Source organism: Bacillus sp. AR13-1 (assembly GCF_008042285.1).
GTDB classification, from domain to species: domain Bacteria; phylum Bacillota; class Bacilli; order Bacillales; family Bacillaceae_G; genus Bacillus_A; species Bacillus_A mycoides.
Genome location: NZ_QNUA01000001.1, coordinates 83541 through 107344, shown reverse-complemented (window position 1 = coordinate 107344; position 23804 = coordinate 83541). Strand labels below are relative to the sequence as shown.

Annotated in this window: 23 protein-coding genes; 21 read left to right on the top strand and 2 right to left on the bottom strand. The window is 35.2% G+C overall.

The window, feature by feature from the left end; translation table 11 throughout:
• Window positions 1-6: 6 nt before the first annotated feature.
• From DN408_RS00585 to DN408_RS00570, 4 genes are all read left to right on the top strand, one after another.
• Entirely contained in the window at window positions 7-1806 is a 1800-nt protein-coding gene (locus tag DN408_RS00585; RefSeq protein WP_078178531.1) for an ABC transporter ATP-binding protein, read from the top strand.
• 227 nt (window positions 1807-2033) lie between these two features.
• The gene (locus DN408_RS00580) at window positions 2034-2357 is read left to right on the top strand and encodes a PadR family transcriptional regulator (RefSeq protein WP_002066545.1); all 324 of its coding nucleotides are present in this window, start codon (window positions 2034-2036) and stop codon (window positions 2355-2357) included.
• A complete protein-coding gene (locus tag DN408_RS00575) occupies window positions 2350-2892 on the top strand; it encodes a DUF1700 domain-containing protein (RefSeq protein WP_002128581.1) in 543 nt (180 codons plus the stop codon). Before DN408_RS00580 ends, DN408_RS00575 begins: the two co-directional genes overlap by 8 nt.
• Complete coding sequence (locus DN408_RS00570; RefSeq protein WP_002014437.1) at window positions 2893-3696, top strand: DUF4097 family beta strand repeat-containing protein; 804 nt, start codon at window positions 2893-2895, stop codon at window positions 3694-3696.
• Between the two features lie 103 nt (window positions 3697-3799).
• Here DN408_RS00570 and lexA read toward each other — a convergent pair whose 3' ends face one another.
• Window positions 3800-4414: a transcriptional repressor LexA gene (lexA, locus tag DN408_RS00565; protein WP_002087894.1), complete on the bottom strand. Its 615-nt coding sequence runs from the start codon at window positions 4412-4414 to the stop codon at window positions 3800-3802.
• Window positions 4415-4555: 141 nt separating this feature from the next.
• Here lexA and DN408_RS00560 point away from each other — a divergent pair, with 141 nt between their 5' ends.
• Both DN408_RS00560 and DN408_RS00555 read left to right on the top strand, forming a co-directional pair.
• Window positions 4556-5212, top strand: coding sequence for a YneB family resolvase-like protein (locus DN408_RS00560; protein ID WP_002128580.1), 657 nt, complete (start codon window positions 4556-4558; stop codon window positions 5210-5212).
• Window positions 5213-5257: 45 nt separating this feature from the next.
• Window positions 5258-5497 carry a DUF896 domain-containing protein gene (locus DN408_RS00555; protein WP_002014431.1) on the top strand — a complete coding sequence of 80 codons (240 nt, stop codon included), beginning with the start codon at window positions 5258-5260 and terminating at the stop codon, window positions 5495-5497.
• 40 nt (window positions 5498-5537) lie between these two features.
• Here the strand turns inward: DN408_RS00555 and DN408_RS00550 are convergent, their stop codons facing one another.
• Window positions 5538-7121, bottom strand: a complete 1584-nt coding sequence (locus DN408_RS00550) for a bifunctional metallophosphatase/5'-nucleotidase (RefSeq protein WP_002128579.1) — start codon at window positions 7119-7121, stop codon at window positions 5538-5540.
• A 185-nt stretch (window positions 7122-7306) separates the two neighbouring features.
• On the opposite strand from DN408_RS00550, the gene DN408_RS00545 reads away from it, so the two are divergent.
• The 15 genes from DN408_RS00545 to DN408_RS00475 all read left to right on the top strand — a co-directional run bounded on the left by DN408_RS00545 (window position 7307) and on the right by DN408_RS00475 (window position 23725).
• Entirely contained in the window at window positions 7307-8245 is a 939-nt protein-coding gene (locus DN408_RS00545) for a phosphate/phosphite/phosphonate ABC transporter substrate-binding protein (RefSeq protein ID WP_002137777.1), read from the top strand.
• A 95-nt stretch (window positions 8246-8340) separates the two neighbouring features.
• The gene (phnC, locus tag DN408_RS00540) at window positions 8341-9114 is read left to right on the top strand and encodes a phosphonate ABC transporter ATP-binding protein (RefSeq protein WP_050000633.1); all 774 of its coding nucleotides are present in this window, start codon (window positions 8341-8343) and stop codon (window positions 9112-9114) included.
• Window positions 9111-9905: a phosphonate ABC transporter, permease protein PhnE gene (gene phnE, locus DN408_RS00535; protein WP_002137773.1), complete on the top strand. Its 795-nt coding sequence runs from the start codon at window positions 9111-9113 to the stop codon at window positions 9903-9905. Before phnC ends, phnE (DN408_RS00535) begins: the two co-directional genes overlap by 4 nt.
• Window positions 9905-10708 (top strand): phosphonate ABC transporter, permease protein PhnE, encoded by an 804-nt coding sequence (gene phnE / locus DN408_RS00530; protein WP_147739914.1) that lies wholly within the window; start codon window positions 9905-9907, stop codon window positions 10706-10708. Before phnE (DN408_RS00535) ends, phnE (DN408_RS00530) begins: the two co-directional genes overlap by 1 nt.
• A 301-nt stretch (window positions 10709-11009) precedes the next feature.
• Window positions 11010-13010, top strand: a complete 2001-nt coding sequence (tkt, locus tag DN408_RS00525) for a transketolase (protein WP_016092115.1) — start codon at window positions 11010-11012, stop codon at window positions 13008-13010.
• A 156-nt stretch (window positions 13011-13166) separates the two neighbouring features.
• On the top strand, window positions 13167-13607 hold the full coding sequence (sirA, locus tag DN408_RS00520; protein WP_002014415.1) for a sporulation inhibitor of replication protein SirA: 441 nt from the start codon (window positions 13167-13169) through the stop codon (window positions 13605-13607).
• A gap of 78 nt (window positions 13608-13685) precedes the next feature.
• A complete protein-coding gene (locus DN408_RS00515) occupies window positions 13686-13907 on the top strand; it encodes a YneF family protein (RefSeq protein ID WP_001132292.1) in 222 nt (73 codons plus the stop codon).
• 124 nt (window positions 13908-14031) lie between these two features.
• Window positions 14032-15783, top strand: a complete 1752-nt coding sequence (locus DN408_RS00510; RefSeq protein ID WP_002033485.1) for an ABC transporter transmembrane domain-containing protein — start codon at window positions 14032-14034, stop codon at window positions 15781-15783.
• Window positions 15783-17546 (top strand): ABC transporter ATP-binding protein, encoded by a 1764-nt coding sequence (locus DN408_RS00505; RefSeq protein WP_060750835.1) that lies wholly within the window; start codon window positions 15783-15785, stop codon window positions 17544-17546. The genes DN408_RS00510 and DN408_RS00505 overlap by 1 nt, the downstream gene beginning before the upstream one ends.
• 139 nt (window positions 17547-17685) lie before the next feature.
• The gene (locus DN408_RS00500) at window positions 17686-18732 is read left to right on the top strand and encodes a GH25 family lysozyme (RefSeq protein WP_002190411.1); all 1047 of its coding nucleotides are present in this window, start codon (window positions 17686-17688) and stop codon (window positions 18730-18732) included.
• Window positions 18733-18871: 139 nt separating this feature from the next.
• Window positions 18872-19906 carry a nuclease-related domain-containing protein gene (locus DN408_RS00495; protein WP_002185132.1) on the top strand — a complete coding sequence of 345 codons (1035 nt, stop codon included), beginning with the start codon at window positions 18872-18874 and terminating at the stop codon, window positions 19904-19906.
• Window positions 19907-20030: 124 nt separating this feature from the next.
• Window positions 20031-20600, top strand: coding sequence for a hypothetical protein (locus tag DN408_RS00490; protein WP_002167814.1), 570 nt, complete (start codon window positions 20031-20033; stop codon window positions 20598-20600).
• Between the two features lie 220 nt (window positions 20601-20820).
• Entirely contained in the window at window positions 20821-22548 is a 1728-nt protein-coding gene (locus DN408_RS00485) for an S-layer homology domain-containing protein (protein WP_002167815.1), read from the top strand.
• A gap of 166 nt (window positions 22549-22714) precedes the next feature.
• Window positions 22715-22861, top strand: coding sequence for a BC1881 family protein (locus DN408_RS00480; protein WP_002014405.1), 147 nt, complete (start codon window positions 22715-22717; stop codon window positions 22859-22861).
• Window positions 22862-22969: 108 nt separating this feature from the next.
• Window positions 22970-23725: a sulfite exporter TauE/SafE family protein gene (locus tag DN408_RS00475; RefSeq protein WP_002137766.1), complete on the top strand. Its 756-nt coding sequence runs from the start codon at window positions 22970-22972 to the stop codon at window positions 23723-23725.
• Window positions 23726-23804 lie beyond the last annotated feature (79 nt).

The following is a 23804-nucleotide window of genomic DNA, read 5'->3' as shown; positions in this document are numbered from 1 at the left end:
ACATCGATGAATCATATTATATATTTTATCAAGAAATTATATTCTTCTGCAGGGAAAATTCTGTATGTGAATTTGTTTGGTATGGTTTTAATAAGTTTACTTGAAGGGATAGGTATTATTTTATTAATTCCTATGATAAGTATGACTGGAATAATTAATATAGGTGAGGAGACTGCTTTTATTGCACCTGTCTATAGATTTTTGCAGGATTTCCCTAAAACAACAAGTCTAATTTCTATTTTAGGTATATATATACTAATAGTGTTAGGTCAAAATCTATTACAACGAAACATAACGCTAAGGGATGCGAGAACGCAACAAGCTTTCGTACGAGAATTAAGAATAGAAACATATAGTATGATTCTAAAAGCGAAGTGGAGTTTTTTTTTAGAGAAAAGGAAAACAAATCTAATAAATATATTAACTACAGAATTAGCTCGCGTAAGTTATGGGGTTAATTTAATTTTACAATTGTTAGCTGTTATTCTGTTTACATTCATACAGGTGGGGCTTGCGTTTTTATTATCTCCCCAAATAACTATATTTGTTTTGGTCTTTGGCTTATTATTCTTAGTAGCTTCTCGTGCTTTTATAAAAAAAGCACGAATACTAGGCGTTAAGACCTCGAAATTAGCACAAGACTATCTTTCTGGTATAACAGATCATTTTAATGGAATTAAAGATATAAAGAGTAATACTTTGGAAGCATCACGTTTAGATTGGTTACAATCTATAACAGAAAAGATGAGTAATGAACAAATGGAGTATATGAGAATAAGGTCGAACTCTCAATTGTTTTATAAAGTTTCAATGGCTATTTTAATTGCATTTTTTATATTATTATCAGTAAGTATATTTAAAGCTCAACCCACCCAATTACTATTAATCATACTCATCTTTTCGAGACTATGGCCACGATTTATGACAATTCAGTCAAATTTAGAACAGCTTGCTGCAAGCATTCCTGCTTTTAAGTCATTATGGGAATTACAAGGGGAATGTAATGAAGCAATTGAAATGCAGGATATACATCAGCAAAAACATATAAAGCCGATTTGTATAGAGCAGGGTATTGAATGTAAGGGTATTTATTTTCGATATAATAAGAAGGAGCATTTGTATGCACTTCAAAATATTAATGTGAAAATACCAATCAATAGTATGACGGCTATTGTGGGACATTCGGGAGCTGGGAAGAGTACATTAATCGATGTTTTAATGGGATTGATTCAGCCAGAGAAAGGTCAAGTATTAATAGATGGAACTCCTCTTACAAGTGAAAATTTATTGTCATTGAGACGGGCTATTAGTTATGTGCCACAAGATCCTTTTTTATTTAATGCAAGCATAAGAGAAAATTTATTGATGATTGAGCCGAATGCGAGTGAAGAACAAATTTGGACTGCATTAGATTTTGCGGCGGCAGCTGAATTTGTACGAATGCTTCCAAAAGGGCTTGATACTCTCATTGGAGATCGTGGAGTGAGACTTTCAGGTGGTGAACGTCAACGACTTGTACTAGCTCGAGCTATTTTAAGACAACCATCCATTTTAGTATTAGATGAAGCTACGAGTGCATTAGATACTGAAAATGAAGTAAAAATTCAATCAGCAATAGAAAGGTTGAAAGGAACGATGACTATTGTTGTTATTGCGCATCGGTTATCTACGATCCGCAATGCAGATCAAGTTATTGTTTTAGGAAAAGGTGAGATTGTTCAAAAAGGTGAATTTAATCAATTGGCTAAAGAGAGAAAAGGTGTATTTCGAAATTTATTAGGGTCACAAATGGAAGTGGGTTCATAGAGGAGAAAGATTGAATGAAATCTTGTAGTATTGTAATTCGAGTTGAATGAAAGCCGGGATAATGGTCAGTTACAACAGATCTTATTCGGGCTTCTATATTTGTGTTTTCTAAATTTAGGGAATAAATATAATTCAGTACCTTGCAATAAACAATACTAAGTGGTATATTATGGATAAAATAGCTACCGTTTATTGAACAGTACTAAAATGAGAAAGGGGGATTGTCCTTGAACGTTCAGTTTAAAAAAGGTGTGTTAGAACTGTGTGTATTGGCACTTGTAAAACGTAAGGATTGTTATGGATATGAACTTGTTCAGCAAATCTCTAATAAATTTTTAATATCGGAAGGTTCTGTATATCCGTTATTACGTCGTTTAACGAAAGAGGGATATTTTCAAACGTATTTAAAAGAATCCACGGAAGGACCGCCCCGTAAATATTATCAACTAACAGAGCAAGGAGAGATGCAACTTACTTTATTAGTAACAGAGTGGCGTGATTTTGCTAAAGGTGTTCAAGAAATTATTGAAGGGGTGGAATGGGATGAGTAAAGAGCAGTTTCTTAAAGAATTATCAAGTCATCTTAGAAAGTTACCAGAAGAAGAGCGACAAGATATTTTATTTGATTATGAAGAGCACTTTCAGTTTGGGATGGAAGAGGGGAAAACTGAATCAGAAATAATAAAGGGACTTGGCTCTCCGAAAGTAATTGCGAAAGACTTACTTGCGATGTATCGATTTGATGAAATGAAAAAAGATCCGTCGACTTCAAATGTGACAAGAGCTGTCATGGCAGCGGTTGGACTTAGTTTGTTTAATTTTATTATTGTGTTAGGCCCGTTAGTTGCAATTATAGCTTTTATATTTTCCTTTTGGGTCGGTGGGATTGCTAGTGTAGTGACACCATTTTTCGTTATTGTAAAAGTATTTATGGGCACTTTTATATGGTTGGATCTTTTCGTTAGTATAACGTTTGTCGGAGTAGGTTTGTTGTTATGTATTGTAGCTTATTATAGTACGAAGTGGTTTAAAAGATTATGTGTACGCTATGTAGTCTGGAACTTCAAAATGATAAAAGGGGAGTAGATGATGAAAAAGATATTATTAGTAGCTATCGCTTGTATCATTATTGGAGTAATAGGGATTTCACAAACATATGAAAAAGCAGTACAAACTGCAGAGAAAGGAGATAAAGAGGACGTAATTAAAAACGAAACGCTAAAAAATGTAGAAGTTAAGTTAGATGCTGGAGATATTGTTGTCCAAAAATCTCCTGATTCCTCTTTTTATGTAAAGCAAAAAGGAGACGTAAGTAAACAGGAGATTCGTATTGCTGAAGATGGTGATACATTAAAAATCATAGGGGAAATAGAAAAAGGTGTTTCATTTGATTTTTCATTTTACAATTTCGGATTTCAAACGCCTACATTGACTATATTAGTACCTGAACGTTCTTATCAAGAGATAAAAGTAAATTCATCCGCTGGACAAATAGAAATAAGTAATGTGAAAAGTGACCGCGTAAGTGTTGAAACACTCGCCGGAGAAGTGGATTTGAAACATGTAACAGCAAAGAGTGTGGAGGGGTCTACAAAAGCTGGTGAGGTGAATTTTAAAAAAGTAATAGGGAAAGTAACAGCAAAAACGGCTAGTGGGGATATAGATATTATTGATCATGATTCTAAATATGATTTAGAGGTAAGTTCAACTGCTGGAGATGTAGATATTACTTTATTGGAAAAACCACAAGATGCAGTTATAACTGGGCAAACTGCTGCTGGAGACGTGACAATTTTTAATGAAGACAATAAAAATATAACGATTGGTAATGGTAGTAAAAAGATTAGCGGTAAAACCGCTGCTGGAGATGTTACTATTGAAACGCGTTAATAATTAATGAAACGCATTCTTTTGAATGAACGGAAATCTATCAAAATATAAAAAGAAGATAATTACCTATATAAATAAGGGAATTATCTTCTTTTTATTATTTTTAATGTAAATCACGATATACGCCAATTACTTTTCCAATAACTGACACTTGTTTTAAAATAATAGGTTCTAGTGAAGAGTTTTCCGGTTGTAGACGGAAATGATCTTTTTCTTTATAGAAACGTTTAACAGTTGCTTCGTTATCTTCTGTTAAAGCAACTACAATTTCACCGTTGTATGCAGACTGTTGTTGGCGAACAACAACTAAATCACCATCAAAGATACCGGCTTCAATCATGCTATCTCCAGAAATGCGTAACATAAACACTTGATCTGCTCCAGCAACGATACTAGCTGGAAGTGGGAAGTGATCTTCTACACTTTCGACTGCTGTAATCGGTAAACCGGCAGTAACTTTTCCGATGATTGGAACTTGAATAACAGATTGTGTTTCCGTTCGGTTGTCACCTAAAATTTCAATTGCGCGTGGTTTTGTTGGATCGCGTCGAATATATCCCTTTTCTTCTAGTCGTGATAAATGTCCGTGCACTGTAGAACTAGAAGCAAGGCCGACTGCTTGACCGATTTCACGTACGGAAGGTGGATATCCTTTTTCTTGTACTTTTAGCTTAATAAAGTCGAGAATGTCTTGCTGGCGTTTCGTTAACTTTTCCATGTTTTCTAACACCTCGTTTTCTTTCATTTTTCTTATTATTAAGTATAACATGCGAAAAAACATTCTACAAACATAAGTTCGAACGAAAGGCAAATTTATGATACACTATAAGGAAAATATAGTGAGAAAGAAGGGTTCAAAATGAATGCAATTATTTATGCACGTGTGAGCACAACAAAAGAAGAACAGGAAACATCATTATTGCGTCAAAAAGATGAATTATTGCATTTAGCTGAGCGCTATCAAATGGATGTTACAAAGGTAATTGAGGAGCAGGCTAGCGGTTATACAATTGAACGTGATGGCATATTAGAAGTGCTAGATACAATTCGAGATGAACAAGTTGATGTACTACTTATACAAGATGAAACGCGTCTTGGTAGAGGAAATGCAAAGATTGCATTAATGCATTGTTTACATAAAGAGGGGATAAAAGTTTATACACACACACATAGTGGTGAATTACAGCTTTCAGATTCTGATTCGATGGTGCTAAATATAATTGGGATCGTTGAAGAGTATCAAAGAAAGATCCACAATTTAAAAATTAAACGTGGCATGCAAAGAGCAGTGGAGAAAGGATTTCGTCCAGAAAATAATTTGAAAAATCGTCATTTAAGCGTAGGACGTGAGAAAAAAGAAGTGCCAATTGAGGAAATTGTACGTTTGCGCCGGAATGAATTAACTTTTGAAGAAATTGCAGCAACACTTCGTGGTTTTGGTCATGATGTTTCAAAAGCAACTGTACATCGAAGGTATGTAGAATATACAAAGCAATTGCTTGATAAAGAGGACTAACTATTGTATGATAATAATCAGTTTTGAGTAGAAGGGGGATTCGAGATGCCAAGTCAAGAACTCATTGAACGCATTAACTTCTTAGCGAAAAAAGCAAAAGCTGAAGGCTTAACTGAAGAAGAACAACGTGAGCGCCAATCGCTTCGTGAACAATATTTAAAAGGATTTCGTCAAAATATGTTAAACGAATTAAAAGGAATTAAAGTCGTTAACGAAGAAGGCACGGACGTTACACCGGCGAAATTAAAAGCTTTAAAAAAGCAGGATAATGCAAAATTAAATTAAAAGATGGGCATAGCCCATCTTTTTTTATTTGTTAAAATTGTTATTTAATAACTTTCCAGTTTTCATTTTTCGTTGCTTCTATCCTTTTATGCTTCAATATATAGTTAGCGATAAGTTCAGACATATCTGTTGGTATGTCTTTTACTACTGGTTTATTTTGAAACATAAAGAAGTTCCCGCCACCGCTTGCACGATAATTATTCATAACAACGTCATATTCTTCATTCATATTAAGAGGAGCGCCTTTATACTGCAAAGACTCTACTCTCTCTCCAATTGGTTTTGAAATGTTTAATACATACGAAATCCCTTCCCACATATCGTAATTATAGTGTTGTGGTTTTGGTTCTATATAGGTAGGGTTTACGATGATGGTTCCATCTGCTTTTAATGTGAAATAAGAAGCAGAGAGTTCGAGAGCATTTTTTATATCCGCTCCGGTTATTCTAATTACTTTTAATGTATTTGGATAAATATAATTAGAAACGATGTCACGCATTGTTACATGTTTAGGGAAACCTGGAGATGTATTATGAAACAAACTTGTACAAGAAATTGAAACATTAGCTATATCCATCTGTATTTTATTTATGAATTCAATAAAAGGATGGTCTTGCAAACGTGTTTGCATAGCATCGGAAATTTGCATATCCCCATAAATTATTCCAATAGGTTTATCAAGCCAATTTTGTGTTTTCTCTTCATAATTGGCAACCAAGGAAAGAACATCTTGGTCTGCCGCAATTCCTTGTACGGGCAATAACTCTGAATAACTCTCTTTTTTCACCCATTTTTGTTCTGCTTTTTCGAATGTTACTGTTACTTTTCCAACTGAGTGTCCATTGCATCCGGTCTGTAAAATTGTTACACCATTAATCACGGTGTGAGCGATTTCTCGGTGTTGGTGGCCTGTTAGTAAAATATCTATGCCTTCAATTTCATGGCACATTGCATATCCTTGGTTTTCACCTGTTAAAACTTCAGTCGGTACTCCGGTTTGTAAATCACGTTCAAATCCCCCGTGATAGGCTACGACTAGTAAATCTGGTTTTTCATGTTTACGGATGTAAGAAACCCATTTTTTTGTTGTTTCAAATGCATCTTCAAATTGTAAATCTTTAATATGATGTGCTTGTTCCCAATGGGGGATGTAATGCGTTGTCACCCCTAAAATAGCAATTTTTATATTTGATTCAATATGTTTTATTATATATGGTTTTCCGAAATAAGGTTCTTTTCTGTTTTTATCTAAAATGTTTGCTGATAGATAAGGGGAATTTGCAGTAGTCACAGCATTATTTAATATATCCATTCCGTAATTAAATTCATGATTTCCGATAATTGCAATGTCATACTCTAAGTAGTTGGCTAATAAGGACATTGGGTTTTCCATATCTTTTTCGTATGTAGCGTAATGATAAGTAAATGGTGTTCCTTGAATGAAGTCCCCGTTATCAATCAGAAGAACGTTTGCATTTTGAGAACGTTCTTTTTTTATGAGAGTAGAAATTTTAGCTAAACCAATTTCTGCTTTGGAGTTATCTTGGTAGTGAATTGGATACACAGTACCATGTACATCGCTTGTTAATAAAATATTTAAAGTTACAATTTGATTTTGATTCAACGCCATTCACCTTTTCTATAGTTATCTTTCAATTAATCATATCAAATATATGAAAAGAATTTTAATGTGAATGTATAGAATATGTAAAGATTCTGTAAATAAGCAATTATTTGTAAAAATATGTGATATATTTCTTCATGTTTATGGAAGGTTATTTTATAACAACGAAAAATGGAGGCATTAACATGTTGAAAAAAGTTTTTGCAATGAGCACAACAGTTGTACTAGCAGCGGGATTATTAAGTGGATGTGGAACGAAGGAATCAAGTGCAAGTAAAAATGAAGATACGAAAAAAGGTTATGTACCGAAGACACTAAATGTTCAATTTGTTCCTTCTCAAAATGCAGATACGTTAGAGGCGAAGGCAAAACCATTGGAAAAGCTATTAAGTGATAAATTAAACATTCCGGTAAAAGTTAGTATTTCAACGAATTACAATACAATTGTAGAAGCGATGGCATCTAAGCAAGTAGATGTAGGCTTTTTACCTCCAACAGCGTATGTGTTAGCGCATGAGAAAAAGGCTGCAAACGTAATTTTACAGGCGCAACGTTTTGGGGTAGATGATGAAACTGGAGCTCCCACAAAGGATTTAGTAGATGTTTATAAATCAGAGTTTGTTGTTAAGAAAGATTCTAATATTAATAGTGTAAAAGATTTAAAAGGTAAAAAAATTGGCTATCAAGATGTAACATCATCAGCGGGTTATGTATGGCCTGCGGCTGTATTGTTAAAAGAGGGAATCGATCCGTTGAAAGATGTGAAACCTGTTACATTAAAAGGTCATGATCAGTCACTTATTGCTCTTTTAAATGGTGATGTAGATGCAGCTGTTGTATTCCAAGATGCTCGTAATATTGTAAAAAAAGATTATCCGAATATATTCGATCAAACGAAAATAGTAAAATTTACGGAGAAAATTCCAAACGATACGATTTCTGTACGTTCTGATTTAGATGCAGAGTGGAGCAAGAAATTACAGGATGCTTTCATTGAAATAGGAAAGAATGAGGAAGGGCACAAAATCATTAAAGAAGTATACTCACATGAAGGATACGTTAAATCTGATGATAGTAAATTTGATATCGTTCGTGAATATGGAAAGAAAGTGAAAACGCAATAATACATATGGAAATGGCGACTAACTGGAAAGTGTGTGATTTCAGTTAGTTTGCCGTTTTTCAGTTATTGATAATACATAGAAGGTAGGTAAGATGTGTGATAGAGTTTCGAAATGTTTCCAAAGTGTATCCGAATGGTACAAAAGGATTGAATAATATAAACTTGAAAATTCAAAAAGGTGAGTTTGTTGTAATGGTCGGGCTATCCGGTGCTGGAAAATCAACACTTCTTAGATTGGTAAATCGCCTTCATGAAATCACAGAAGGAGAAATCATTATTGAAGGGGAGTCTATTACTGCTGCAAAAGGAAAAGGATTACGACGCATGCGCCGAGATATTGGTATGATTTTTCAAAGCTTTAACCTTGTGAAGCGATCAACGGTACTGAAGAATGTATTAGCTGGGCGGGTTGGATATCATTCTACATTGCGTACAACGTTAGGTCTGTTTCCGAAAGAGGATGTGGAGCTTGCATTCCAGGCGCTGAATAGAGTGAATATCTCAGAAAAAGCATATGCACGAGCTGATGAATTATCAGGGGGACAACAGCAACGTGTATCAATTGCTAGAGCATTGGCACAAGAAGCGAAAATCATATTGGCAGATGAGCCTGTTGCTTCGTTAGATCCTCTGACAACAAAGCAAGTAATGGATGATTTGAAGAAAATTAATGAAGATTTTGGAATTACGACAATTGTAAACTTACATTCTATTGATTTAGCGAGGCAATATGCTACTCGTATTATTGGATTACATGCTGGTGAAATTGTTTTTGATGGATTAGTAGAAGAGGCAACGGATGAAAAATTCGCTGAAATTTATGGGGACGTAGCTCAGAAAAGCGCATTATTAGAGGTGGCAGCTAAATGAATGAAGTGACGATATATTCGAAATCGATACCGAAGCCGCCGAGTAAATTGAAACATATGTTAACGGTTATTTTAGTTATTTTACTGTTGTGGGGTAGTAGTGTACAGGTCGACGCATCATTTTCAAAACTAGTAGTTGGTTTTCCGAATATGATGGATTTATTGAAGGAAATGGTGCCACCAGATTGGAGTTATTTTCAAATTATTACAACAGCAATGTTAGATACAATACGTATGGCGATTATTGGAACGACTTTAGGAGCGATTTTAGCCATTCCACTTGCACTATTTGCGGCAAGTAACGTATTTACTAGTGTATTTTTGTACAGTCCAGCTCGATTGATTTTAAATTTTATACGAACAATACCAGATTTATTATTAGCGGCTATTTTTGTAGCGATTTTTGGAATAGGACCACTTCCAGGTATTTTGGCTCTTACTTGTTTCTCCGTTGGACTCGTAGCGAAATTATTGTATGAGTCAATTGAATCAATTGATCCAGGTCCATTAGAAGCGATGACAGCTGTAGGAGCGAATAAGGTGCAATGGATAGTTTATGGGGTCATTCCGCAAGTGAAAGCGCACTTCGTCTCCTATGTACTTTATACATTTGAGGTGAATGTACGTGCAGCAGCTGTTCTAGGTTTAGTAGGAGCAGGTGGGATTGGATTATATTATGATCGTACACTTGGATTTTTACAATATCAACAAACTGCTTCTATTATTATTTATACCCTTGTTGTTGTATTGCTAATTGATTATATAAGTACAGCGTTGCGGGGGAAATTATAATGAGTAAAACGACAATAATCGTACCAAAACCGAAGAAACCGAGTATATATCGCTGGATTATTTTTATAGCACTTACAGTTATATATGTATGGGCCTTTTCAGGAGTCCCGTTAGAGGGAATAAAGAATACGGCGGGAGAAATTACAAAAGCAATTATGACAGGCGTATTGAACCCAGATTGGTCGTATGTATCTTTGCCAGATGGTGAAGATTTATTACACGGTTTAATTGATACGTTGGCAATTGCGATATTAGGTACATTTATTTCTGCTTTTTTATCTGTTCCATTTGCTTTTTGGGCGGCAACGAATATGAGTAGTGGAAAATTAACTTCAGGAACTGGGAAATTTGTACTTAGTTTTGTTCGTACATTTCCTGAATTAGTTATGGCTCTTTTATTTATAAAAGCTGTTGGTCCAGGCTCTTTTGCCGGAGTTCTAGCTTTAGGGTTACACTCTATCGGAATGTTAGGGAAACTATATTCGGAAGGAATTGAAAATATAGATAAGGGACCGACGGAAGCGTTAATAGCAACGGGTGCAAATCGGTTTCAAATACTTTGGTATGCCGTATTACCACAAGTGTCACCGGATTTTCTATCGTATACGTTATACAGGTTTGAAATTAATGTACGATCCGCTGCGATTTTAGGTGTTATTGGAGCAGGTGGTATTGGTACGCCATTAATTTTTGCACTTAGTTCACGTAATTGGTCTCGTGTGGGAATTATTTTATTAGGTATCATTTTAATGGTAATTATAATTGATTTTATTTCAAGTTCTATTCGTAAGCGGATTATTTAATTTGTTTTAAAAGCATCTAATTCAGATGCTTTTTTATATTTTTAAAGGTTATCAAAAAAGAGATATATCAGAAATTAGTATATTTGTATAAATATACAGATAATTATCTTTATTTTTAAAATAAAAACAATTAAAAAGTATGTCATATTGAATGCCCATACATTCCCTGAATCACTGTATTTTTTATGAAAAATCAAAAAAACATCAACATATTTGTCGATACATGTTGTATAATCTTGCGTGGGAAGCTATCATATAAATGTATAAAACGTTTACTAACATACGCGAAGGGAAGAATAGCATGTCACATTCAATCGAACAACTTTCTATCAACACGATTCGCACATTATCCATTGATGCGATTGAAAAAGCAAACTCTGGTCACCCAGGAATGCCAATGGGTGCAGCACCAATGGCTTATACATTATGGACTCAATTTATGAAACACAATCCAAATAACCCAACGTGGTTTAACCGCGATCGTTTCGTATTATCTGCAGGTCATGGTTCAATGTTACTATACAGCCTACTTCATCTATCTGGTTATGACTTAACAATGGATGATTTAAAGAACTTCCGTCAATGGGGAAGCAAAACTCCAGGACATCCTGAGTACGGTCACACAGCAGGTGTAGACGCAACAACTGGTCCACTTGGACAAGGTATTGCAACTGCTGTTGGTATGGCGATGGCTGAAAGACATTTAGCGGCTAAATACAACCGTGATGCGTATAATGTAGTAGATCATCATACATACGCTATTTGTGGTGATGGAGATTTAATGGAAGGCGTTTCTGCTGAAGCATCTTCATTAGCTGCTCATTTACAATTAGGTCGTCTTGTAGTACTTTACGATTCAAACGATATTTCATTAGATGGCGATTTAAATCGTTCATTCTCTGAAAGTGTAGAAGATCGTTACAAAGCATACGGATGGCAAGTAATCCGTGTTGAGGATGGAAACGATATTGAAGCAATCGCAAAAGCAATTGAAGAAGCGAAAGCTGACGAAAAACGCCCAACGCTAATTGAAGTAAGAACGACAATTGGTTTCGGTTCTCCAAACAAATCAGGAAAATCAGCTTCACATGGTTCTCCACTTGGTGTAGACGAAACAAAATTAACGAAAGAAGCATACGCTTGGACTGCTGAACAAGACTTCCATGTAGCAGAAGAAGTATATGACAACTTCCGTAAAACAGTACAAGATGTTGGTGAAACGACGCAAGCTGCGTGGAACACGATGCTCGGTGAATATGCACAAGCATATCCAGAATTAGCAAACGAACTGCAAGCAGCAATGAACGGTCTTCTTCCAGAAGGTTGGGAACAAAGCTTACCAACTTATGAATTAGGATCAAAAGCAGCAACACGTAATTCTTCAGGTGCTGTAATTAATGCAATTGCAGAGTCTGTACCATCATTCTTTGGTGGATCAGCTGACCTTGCTGGTTCTAACAAAACATATATGAATAACGAAAAAGACTTCACAAGAGCTGATTACAGCGGTAAAAACATTTGGTACGGTGTTCGTGAGTTTGCGATGGGTGCAGCAATGAACGGTATTGCACTACATGGCGGTTTAAAAACTTACGGTGGTACGTTCTTCGTATTCTCTGACTACTTACGTCCAGCAATTCGCCTTGCAGCATTAATGCAATTGCCTGTAACGTATGTATTCACACATGATAGTATCGCTGTTGGTGAAGATGGTCCAACACATGAGCCGGTTGAACAATTAGCAGCACTTCGTGCAATGCCAAACGTTTCTGTTATTCGTCCAGCAGACGGTAACGAATCAGTTGCAGCTTGGAGACTAGCTCTAGAATCAACAAAAACACCAACTGCATTAGTGTTAACTCGTCAAGATCTTCCAACATTAGAAGGTGCAAAAGACGATACTTATGAAAAAGTAGCAAAAGGTGCATATGTAGTTTCTGCAAGCAAGAAAGAAACTGCTGATGTAATCTTAATTGCAACTGGATCTGAAGTAAGCTTAGCAATCGAAGCGCAAAAAGCTCTAGCAGCAGACGGCGTTGATGCAGCTGTTGTTAGCATGCCATCTATGGATCGCTTTGAAGCTCAAACTGCTGAGTACAAAGAATCTGTACTACCAAAAGCAGTAACGAAACGTTTCGCAATTGAAATGGGTGCTACAATGGGATGGCACCGTTATGTAGGTCTTGATGGAGATGTACTAGGTATTGACACATTCGGTGCTTCTGCTCCTGGTGAGAAGATTATGGAAGAGTATGGATTTACTGTAGAGAACGTTGTTCGTAAAGTAAAAGAAATGCTTTAATGATTTTAGAAAAATCTCTCCAGCATGGGGAGATTTTTCTATGTAATTGAGTTTTTTCGACAGGAAAAGTTTTTTCTCTCTCCGTAGTCAGACAATCATTGCAAATCTTCTCTTATATAATGTAGGGAAAAGGTTGTCCAGATCGGGAGGGGAAAAATGAAAACGTATGAATTGTATTTAATTCAAGAGGATATTGCGAAAGCTTACTTTGGTCGTGAATATTTGTTTTTTGATTTATTTGCTCGATTTTCAGAATCTGGGTTCCTTTCGGAGAAGAAAGTATTATATAAACAAATGACGTATATTACGATGCCGTTACAAGTAATGAAAATTCATCATAAATTAGAACAAGCTTTGCGTGTTCTTGGTAAATATGAAAGAACAAATCATACTCATACGCTTTATACAGGAGCCGAATACGGAGAAATAATGGTGAAACCACAATATATTCGAATAAATACTTCTGGAAATGTATCCATGGAAACAACTTTCTTTGAGGTGCTTAGAAAGTGTGAGTTAACATTTTTAGCGATGGATTATGAAAATAAAAAGTACGGTTGGTTAAATCCTCTCAAACAAGTACGAACATATGTGTAAAAAATGTCGAATAGTATCTTGTCTTATTGAAAAGGTTTTAGTACACTGTAAGGTAGACAACATGAAGGAGGAAAAGATATGCCAATGTGGTTAGGTATTCTAGTGGGCGTAGTAGCACTAGTAGCAGGCGTGGCGTTAGGATTTTTCATTGCCCGCAAATACATGATGAATTACTTACAAAAAAATCCACCAATTAACGAACAAATGTTAAAAATGATGATGATGCAAATGGGACAAAAACCTTCCCAAAAGAAAATCAATCAAATGATGAGCGCGATGAACAAGCAACAAACAAAATAAGCGCAAAAGGGCACTCTTACCGAGTGCCCTTTTCTTTTGGTTATAAAACATATTTAAAACTTTTAAATATTCTGTATTTTTGTTACACTGAAAACATCGCTCATTTTAAGGGAGGAGGATAAATATGAAAGTGTTTTTTAATTTAGCTTGGTTTTTTAAGCAAGAAAAACGAGCGTACATAATTGGAATTATTATGTTATTTGGTGTCGCGCTTCTTGAACTTGTAGCGCCAAGAGTACTAGGGATTGTAGTAGATGAAATTAATAGTGGAACATTAACGTCTGAAAAATTGTTGAACTGGGTTATTCTATTAGTAGTTGTAGGAATTATGATGTATATATTACGTTACTTATGGCGTATTATGATTTTTGGATCTTCTTTAAAACTAGCTCGTCAACTGCGAAAGAATCTATATGAACATTTTACTAAGATGAGCCCATCCTTTTATCAATCACGTCGCACAGGCGATTTGATGGCACATGCGACAAATGATATTCAGGCGATTCAGCAAACTGCGGGGGCAGGTGTTTTAACACTCGTTGATTCATTAGCTGTTGGAGGATGTGTACTCGTAGCGATGGGATTTACAATTAGTTGGAAGTTAACGTTATTAAGTTTAATTCCGATGCCAATTGTAGCTATTTCTACAAATTATTATGGAACTTTATTGCATAGAAGATTTCATAAGGCACAGCAATCGTTTTCTGAAATCAATGATAAAGTGCAAGAAAGTATGAGTGGGATGAAGGTAATTCGCTCACTTGGACAAGAGAAAGAGGATTTACAAGCGTTTCGGAAAAAATCTGAAGATGTCGTACATAAAAATATGCTAGTTGCACGTATTGACTCGTTATTCGATCCAACGATTTCCCTAATTGTCGGATTTTCATTTTTGATCGCAATTTGTTACGGATCATTATTAGTCGTACGAGGTGAATTAACTGTAGGGGAATTAGTAACATTTACAACGTACTTAGGGACACTTGTATGGCCAATGTTAGCTTTTGGATGGTTATTTAATATTATGGAGCGTGGACGTGCTTCGTATGATCGTGTGGAGAAAATATTTTCACAAACTTCAGATGTAGTGAATAAGGAAAATGCTATACATGCTATAGCAAGTGGTGATGTTTCGTTTGCTGTTGATTCGTTTTCTTATAAAAAGAATGAACTATTAAACTTAAAAGATATTTACTTTAACTTAAGAAAAGGTGAAACGTTAGGAGTTGTAGGGCGTACCGGTGCAGGGAAGACGACGTTATTAAAATGTTTAATTCGAGAGTATGATCATTTTAATGGTGAATTAAAAGTTGGGGAGCGGGATATTCGAGATTTAACACTTCACGGTGTGCGTTCTGCAATTTCATATGTACCGCAAGATCACTTTTTATTTTCAGCGAGTATTGGGGAGAACATTGCTTTTGGAAAGGCCGATGCTACATATAAAGAAATTAGCCGAGCTGCTGATATTGCTTGTATTCATAATGATATATTTCAATTTCCAGAAGGGTATGACACTGTAGTAGGTGAAAGGGGCGTTTCACTATCAGGAGGTCAAAAACAGAGAATCTCTATTGCGCGTGCATTATTAACAAATGCTGAAATTTTAATATTAGATGATTGTTTATCAGCCGTAGATGCAAAAACAGAAGAAACTATTTTAACTGCATTGAAACGAGAAAGGGCAGAGAAAACGACGATTATTACTGCCCATCGTTTAAGTGCTATTCAGCATGCAAATCTTATTCTTGTTATTGATGAAGGTAGGGTTATGCAGCGAGGGACACATGAGCAATTAATGAAAGAAAATGGTTGGTATAAAGAAATGTACGAAAGCCAGCAGTTAGAGGCATTAGTAGAGAAAGGAGGCGTATGATGGCTGAGAAAAAACGGAGTGATTTAAGAAGGTTGCTTTCTTATATGAGGCCCTATAAAGGGTTATTGGCGTTAGCATTTTTATTTCTAGTTGGTGCAACTGTAACTGAAATGATGGGTCCTTTTTTAATTAAACAATTTCTTGATGAACACTTAGTGCCAGGTAACTTTGAACAATCAGCACTTGTAACCCTATTTGTAGTGTATATTATTGCTCATTTATTAAAAGTATTATTTACTTATTTAGACTTATTGTACTTTCAAAATATCGCTTTTAAGATTGTCCAAGATATGCGAGTTGAAGTGTATGAACATGTTCAAAAATTGTCATTAAGCTTCTTTGATCGTACGCCGATTGGTACGCTCGTATCTCGCATAACGAATGATACAGAAGCGATTAAGGATTTTTATGTTAGTGTACTATCAACATTCGTGAAAAATGTAGTCTTTTTAGTAGGGATTTTAGTAGCGATGTTTTTATTAGATGTAAAATTAGCGCTATTTTCGCTCATATTAATTCCGGTAATGTTTGCAATTATGGTGTTGTATCAACGGAAAAGTGCAGCTTTTTATTTAGAGGTACGTAATCAGCTGAGTATATTAAATGCAAAGTTAAATGAGTCCATTCAAGGTATGAATATTGTTCAGGTGTTCCGGCAAGAAAAGCGGATGAGAAAAGAATTTGAAGAAGTGAACAATAAACATTTTAGTGCTGGACGTCGTACATTGAAATTAGATGCATTACTTTTACGTCCAGCAACAGATCTTGTTCATATTGTAGCAATTGCGTTAGTACTTGGTTTATTCGGAATCGATGCTTTAAAGAGTCCTGTTGAAGTAGGGGTTTTATATGCTTTCGTTAACTATATTCATCGTTTCTTCCAACCGGTAAATGAGATGATGATGAAACTATCTTTCTTCCAGCAAGCGCTTGTTTCATCATCGCGTGTATTTCATTTAATGGATGATAAAGATTTAGCTCCTGTTCAAATGGGGAGTGAACAGCCACGAGTAGCTAACGGGGAAATTCAGTTTAAAGATGTTACTTTTTCATATGATGGAAAGCGTGACGTTTTAAAAAATGTATCTTTTCACGTAAAGTCAGGGCAAACGGTTGCTTTCGTAGGGCATACTGGTAGCGGAAAGAGTACGATTATGAATTTATTAATGAGATTTTACAATATTAAATCAGGAAATATAGTAATAGACGGAGTAGATTTAGAGAAGTTCGAAGAACAAGAAATTCGAAAGAAAATTGGTCTTGTGCTGCAAGATGCATTTTTATTTGCTGGAAATGTAAAGCAAAATATTCGTATGTATAATGAAGAGATTACGGATGAAGAGATAGAGGAAGCGGCAAAGTTTGTGCAAGCGAATACGTTTATTGAAAAATTACCAGAGCAGTATGATACAGAAGTTGTCGAAAGAGGAGCTGCATTTTCTAGTGGTCAAAGGCAATTAATTGCTTTTGCTAGAACGATAGCAACCAATCCGAAAGTATTAGTGTTAGATGAAGCGACGGCAAATATTGATACAGAAACAGAGGAGGCTATCCAAACGGCATTGCAGCAAATGCGAAAAGGTAGAACAACGATAGCGATTGCGCACAGATTGTCTACAATCCAAGATGCGGATCAAATATTTGTTATGCATGAAGGGGAAATTGTAGAAAGCGGAACACATCAAGAGTTACTTAGTAAACAAGGACTTTACTACAATATGTACTTGCTACAAAATAAAGGGAGTTTGCAACAGGCCTTGTAGAATTACAAGGTCTTTTTTCTATTCTCTCAGATATTAAAATGTAATAAAATTTTCGAAATATGTGAGAGATTTGTCGTGTCCTTTAACTAGAGTTGTACATATTGTATATAGAATAACAAAATTTGATAGGAGCTTTTATATGCAAAATAGATCCAGTTCAAATATTACATTTATTGATGTGTCTCATTGGGAAGGAAACATTAATTGGAATGCTGTGAAGTCATCTGGCATTCCAGCAGCGTATGCAAAAGCGACGGAAGGTGTGAACTATATTGACCCTACTTTCGTTCAAAATGTACAAGCTGCGAGAGATGCGAATGTATTAATTGGTGCATATCATTTTGCGCACCCAGAACAAAATGATGCCATTTCAGAAGCGAAACATTTTGTGAATATATTACAGAGTAATCAGACGGACTTAATCCCTGTTTTAGATTTAGAATCGCCAACGGATACTAGCAATAGTAGTTTAACGGGTGCGACTATATCGAATTGGGCAAGAAGTTTCGTAAATTATGTGAAACAAGCTACTGGGAAAAATGTAATGTTATATACAGGAGTTTGGTATATTAATGAATTTGGAATTAGCGGGTTAAGTGACATTCCACTTTGGATTTCCAAATATTCTAGTATACCGCCTGCTGATGCTGGTGGATGGACAGAGTGGACAGCATGGCAGTACACAGATTCTGGGCAAATTTCAGGTGTAGGAAATTGTGACGTATCAGCAGCTGTTTCATTAGAAGCTCTACAAGGAAATGGAGCAAGTGGTGGAGGGAATGTTTCCACGCCTAATAATGCGACTCCAGTATACGGAGTTGCTGTAATTAATGGAGATAATGTGAATTTACGAAGTGGACCATCTTTACAGTCTAGTGTAATTCGCCAATTGAATCGTGGCGAATCATATGAAGTTTGGGGAGAACAAAATGGATGGCTCTGCTTAGGGACAAATCAGTGGGTATATAATGATTCAAGTTATATTCAGTATAAACATTATGTAGCAACTATTACTGGCGATAATGTGAATCTGCGAGATGCTCCATCATTAAACGGGAATGTTATAAGACAGTTACATCATGGTGAATCATATCGAGTATGGAGTAAGCAAGATGGATGGCTTTGCTTAGGGACAAATCAATGGGTATACTATGATTCAAGTTATATTCAGTATGGTGTACAATAAAGTGAATCTAAAAGGTATCTCGACTGAGGTGCCTTTTATGAAAAATATATAATTTTTACAAAGTATATATTGATAACATAGTATAATGTAATTGATATATGTTCAAAAATAATCGGAAATGAAATAAAGGAGTAATAATATGGAGTATGTGCTAATAGGTGGGATTTTAATATTATTAGCTGTAGTGTTTGTACTGTTTTATAAAAATAAACAGTTAGAATCAGAGAGTCAGCAAGTAGAGTTTGAAAAGAAACAAGCGATTGAAACGTATGAAAATGAGATTGCAGCTACGATTACAGGGCATAAAGAACAACAGGATACTTTAAAGAATATGGAACAGAAAAAATATAATGATTTACAAGTGAATACAGCTAGAGAACTTGAAAATATGCGTATGATGAAAAATCAATTGGCTGTTCAACATAGTAAAGAACGTAGTGAAATGCAAGATAAGCATAGTAGTGAAGTACATATGTTTCAAAATTTAATTGCGGATTTACGAGAATATACCAAAAATGGTGCTGAAGTGAATGCGCATGAAATATTACATTATATGAAGCGAGGTTTCGTTGAGCAAGGAATAATACTAGAAGAAGAGTTTCATATTATACCGAACGTTTTTATGATACGCAATAAATATAGAGATAAACGTGACATAAATGATAATCGAATTCATCACCTTATCTTATGTAAAACTGGTATTTATCTACTTGAGACGAAAGAATGGACAGGGAAATTAATCCATGGCTTAACGAAAGAAAATGCGGGTATATATTCATTTATGATTGAGGAAATTGGTAAGTATCAACATGAAATTGAAAAAGAAGAGACATTTGAATTTATTACGGATGGAACTTCATTAACTTTGCAAGTAAGAAATGAAGGGAATCCAGCGTATAAAGCGAAAATGCTATCTCAAACTTTATATAATTGTTTGGAAGAAATGCAAGTAGATATTGTAAAGGAAAAAGTAAAACCAATTGTATATTTTGAAAATGAGAGTGGAAAAGAAGTTATTGATCTTTCTAATGAAGAATTGCCGAGATTTAAAGATAGAGAGCAAATTGTAACGTTTTTCAGAAATGAAGTTTTAACAAGTAAAGTAATATATACAGCACGAGAACTACAAAAGATTAGAGATATGATTGGCCAGATGAATTATGTTGCGAAGTGAAAAATAAAGTAAAACTTTAATTAGTGGGGGTTTATGGGCAACCCGACTTCTACCCTTTACAGCCGAATTTTGAGGTGGGAGTCTAACTGCCCGCAAATAGCGGGATAAAGTAGGTGTTATTTGGGTGGAGAAAGGTAAAAGCTCTATATTGTGGGGAATGTTGTACATTTATTTTTGTTTGCATATATTAATGTACATTGCGTTTATTTTCGTTATTGATATGGTTCATGTGTCATTGAGTGTAATGAGTATTTTGGTGGTAGTAATGCCTTTTATTTTATTAGTTATTATTCAAAAGTCTATCTTACATGTTTCGGCAAGACGTGATAAAGGTAAGAAACAACTGTTCACTATAATGATGGTAGGTCTCATTCCATTGCTAGTATGCACCGTACAATTAAGTATAAATAAATACACTTCAAATTTTAATCAGGATCGGTGGTTAAATTATGAAGAAAAACGAGTACATATGGTAGATGACCTATTACAGGAGCATAAATTGATAGGGAAATCAAACGAGGAAATTACAAAATTGTTAGGGGCCCCTACGAAAACAAGCAGTTTGGAAACGGGAATTACTACACTATACTATCTTGGGAATGAACGTGGTTTCATTCCTATAGATAGTGAATGTCTTGTTTTGCAATTTGATAAAGATGGTAGAGTTATAGAGTATAAGGTACAACGAGATTGAAATAGTGAGAGGAGAAGCTATATCTTTTATAGCTTCTTTTCTATATTCCAATATAGAAAAAGTAGGCAAATAGTAGTCATTCCTATCTATACGAATGAGATAGAGTTTGTTATATTGTAAAGGGTTATTTAGTTTAGAAGTCTGCTAGATAGCCTTAAATATTTTAGATTAGGGAGGGAAGTTAACACGAATTAAGATATAAACGTGTTAAATAATTAGTATGAAAAAAGAATTTTATAATGTTTTAGCTGCATCAATTGTATTTAGTATGGTAACGATTCCAAGTTTTTCCTATGCAGACACAGTAGAAAAGACCGTAACAATTTCAACAGACGAGCAAGCATTAAAAAGTATTGAAAGCCATATGAAAGATGAAGATGGACGTGGAGAGAGCAAAGGAATAACAAATGAAGTACAAGGAGATTTTTTTGTACATATAATAGGTTCAGCATCTTTATTTGATTCTGCTGAGTTACAAAAAGCGACAGGTGTTCAGCTTTCTAATCAAGTAGTGAAAGCCGAAAAACAAAAAGGAAACGCTTACTATATACAAACAGAATCTGGAGCTGGGTGGATACAAAGTAGTGAAGGAAATGTAGAGGTTAAGGAAGTTTATCACTTGGCAAACGAAAAATTAGTAATTAATGAAGAGACAGCCACATATTCCGCACCATTTAATTCATATAAAGACGAGAAAGTGTTACAACCGCAAACAATTATTGCAATTGGACAAGTTGGAGAGTGGTTCCAAGTCCAAATAGATAATGAGGTGAAATGGATTTATGCACCTTCAGCAAAATTTGAGGGTACAAAAGCATCTCTTATTCAAAGCACAACTCCAACTCGTACGAAACGTGCAGCGGTTATGTATACTGCACCAATAGAAGAGAAAACAACGGATATTTACGGTGTACCATTAAAGGAAATGATTGTACCAACAGGTAATGAAAATATTCGTCCAGGTTATGCGATGAAACCAAAATACATTACAATTCATGAGACAGATAATTATAGTGTTGGAGCAAATGCTAGAAACCATGCACAATATTTATACAGTCAAGCAACAGGAACGACTGATCGTTCAGCATCTTGGCATTTTACAGTAGATGATAAAGAAATTTATCAACATCTACCATTAAATGAAAATGGTTGGCATGCTGGAGATGGATCAGAAGGAACCGGTAACAGAGAATCAATTGCAATTGAAATTGCTGTCAATCAAGATGGTGATTATAATAAAGCTGTGGAAAATGCTCGCAAACTAGCAGCCTATTTAATGGGGGAATTAAATATTCCTTTAGAAAATGTAAAAAAACATCAATTTTGGAGCGGAAAGAATTGTCCGGCCATTATGATAAGGAATAATGCGTGGGAGCCATTTTTACAGGGAACGAAAGCTTATTATGATGCGAATCATAAAGATGATATAACTGGCGGTTGGTATGAAGCGGATATTCGTGAATTAGATAAAAGAGGTATTATGGTTGGAGACGGGAAGGGTTCTTACTGGCCAGAACGTCTTGTAACACGTGGTGAATTTGCGAATTTAGTTTCAAGATCATTGCAATTACCAGAGGGGAAATCGAATTTCAAAGATTTAAGCACAGCTCATCCATCGCTAGTAGATGGTATTAATCGTGCAGCTAGTGCTGGGATTATAAGTGGACGAGGAAATGATATATTTGCTCCGAATGATACGATTAAACGTGATGAAGCTGTCATTATGATTGATCGTGCATTGCAATTCAAAAATATTAAAGGTAATTTAGTTCCATTACCATTTACGGATCAAAATTTAGCGTATGATAAACAGGCGGTTCAACGTGTTTATGGGTTAGGTATCGTAAAAGGGAATGAGAATAATGAGTTTATGCCAAAAGGTTCTGCAACACGTGGGGAATCGGCAGCATTTATTAATAGAATGTTAAAAGTAATAGAGAGTAAATAATGGAAAGGCATTCGCTTTGGCGAGTGCTTTTTTATTTTTCAATATGTTATAGAAAGGTGATGTGAATTTTGACTGGAATAAGGAATGAAAGCGGAGGTGATGCATATATTTAGATGCATTGGGTAGTTTTTTGTAATTTTGTATAAAATGAAAAGGAGGTAGGACGGTGAAATCAATACCGACTGAAGTCCTGAGTAAGGAATTGATGGAAAGAGAAGGGGTTATATCTATTACAGTGATGGAATTTGAAAAGATAGAAGTGGCCGGAGTAGTTGTTTCTGGTCCAGCTGTTATTTTAATTAATCAAGATTAAGTACATATTATCAATAAAGAAAAGTAGTCAGAGCATCCGCTTAGGGTGCTTTTTGTTTGTATAGAAGTGTGTATATGATAGATAATTGGGATATTGGAGGGGAATTATGTGGCAATTATTATAACAATGTTATTAATGGGAGTTTTATTAGGATTTGTCGGAGCAGGGGGAGCAGGATTTATCATCGCGATACTCACTCTAGTATTCCATATCCCTATTCATGTTGCTCTTGCAACATCTTTAACTGCGATGGCATTTACGACATTATCTGGAGTAGTAAGTCATTACCGAGAAGGGAATGTTGTGCTTGTAATAGGCGGAGTTGTTGGGGGATTTGGCGCGATTGGTTCCTTTATTGGTTCAAAGTTTGGTTCGTTAATACCAGCACATCTGTTGCATTGGTTTACAGCTGGTATGTTATTTTTATCGGCAATTTTTATGTTTATTCGGTTGATTATGTTTCAAAAAAGATCACAGTCGTCTTTAAAAGGGCATAAAGAACTTTCGAAAGATAACGTGATTAAATGTATATTCCTCGGATTGGTGACTGGAATTTTAGCAGGTGCATTTGGTATTGGCTCAGCACCTTTTATCCAACTCGGATTAATGGTTTTATTAGGTTTAACAATCCGTCAATCTGTAGGGACGACAATGCTCGTTATATTACCAATCGCAATTGGAGGTGGGTTTGGATATAGTTCGGAAGGGTATTTAGATTATGTATTATTAGTACAAGTTTTAATCGGGACAATGTTAGGAGCATATATAGGAGCTAAGTTTACAAATTATGCACCTCGCATGCTTCTAAGGTTTTCGATGATTATGACACCAATATTAGCTGGATGTATGTTGTTAGTAGATTAAAGAGAATATATAGAAATCTATTAATATATTTTACGAATGAATTATGTAAGTAATTCATATTTCTCATATAAAAGGATTT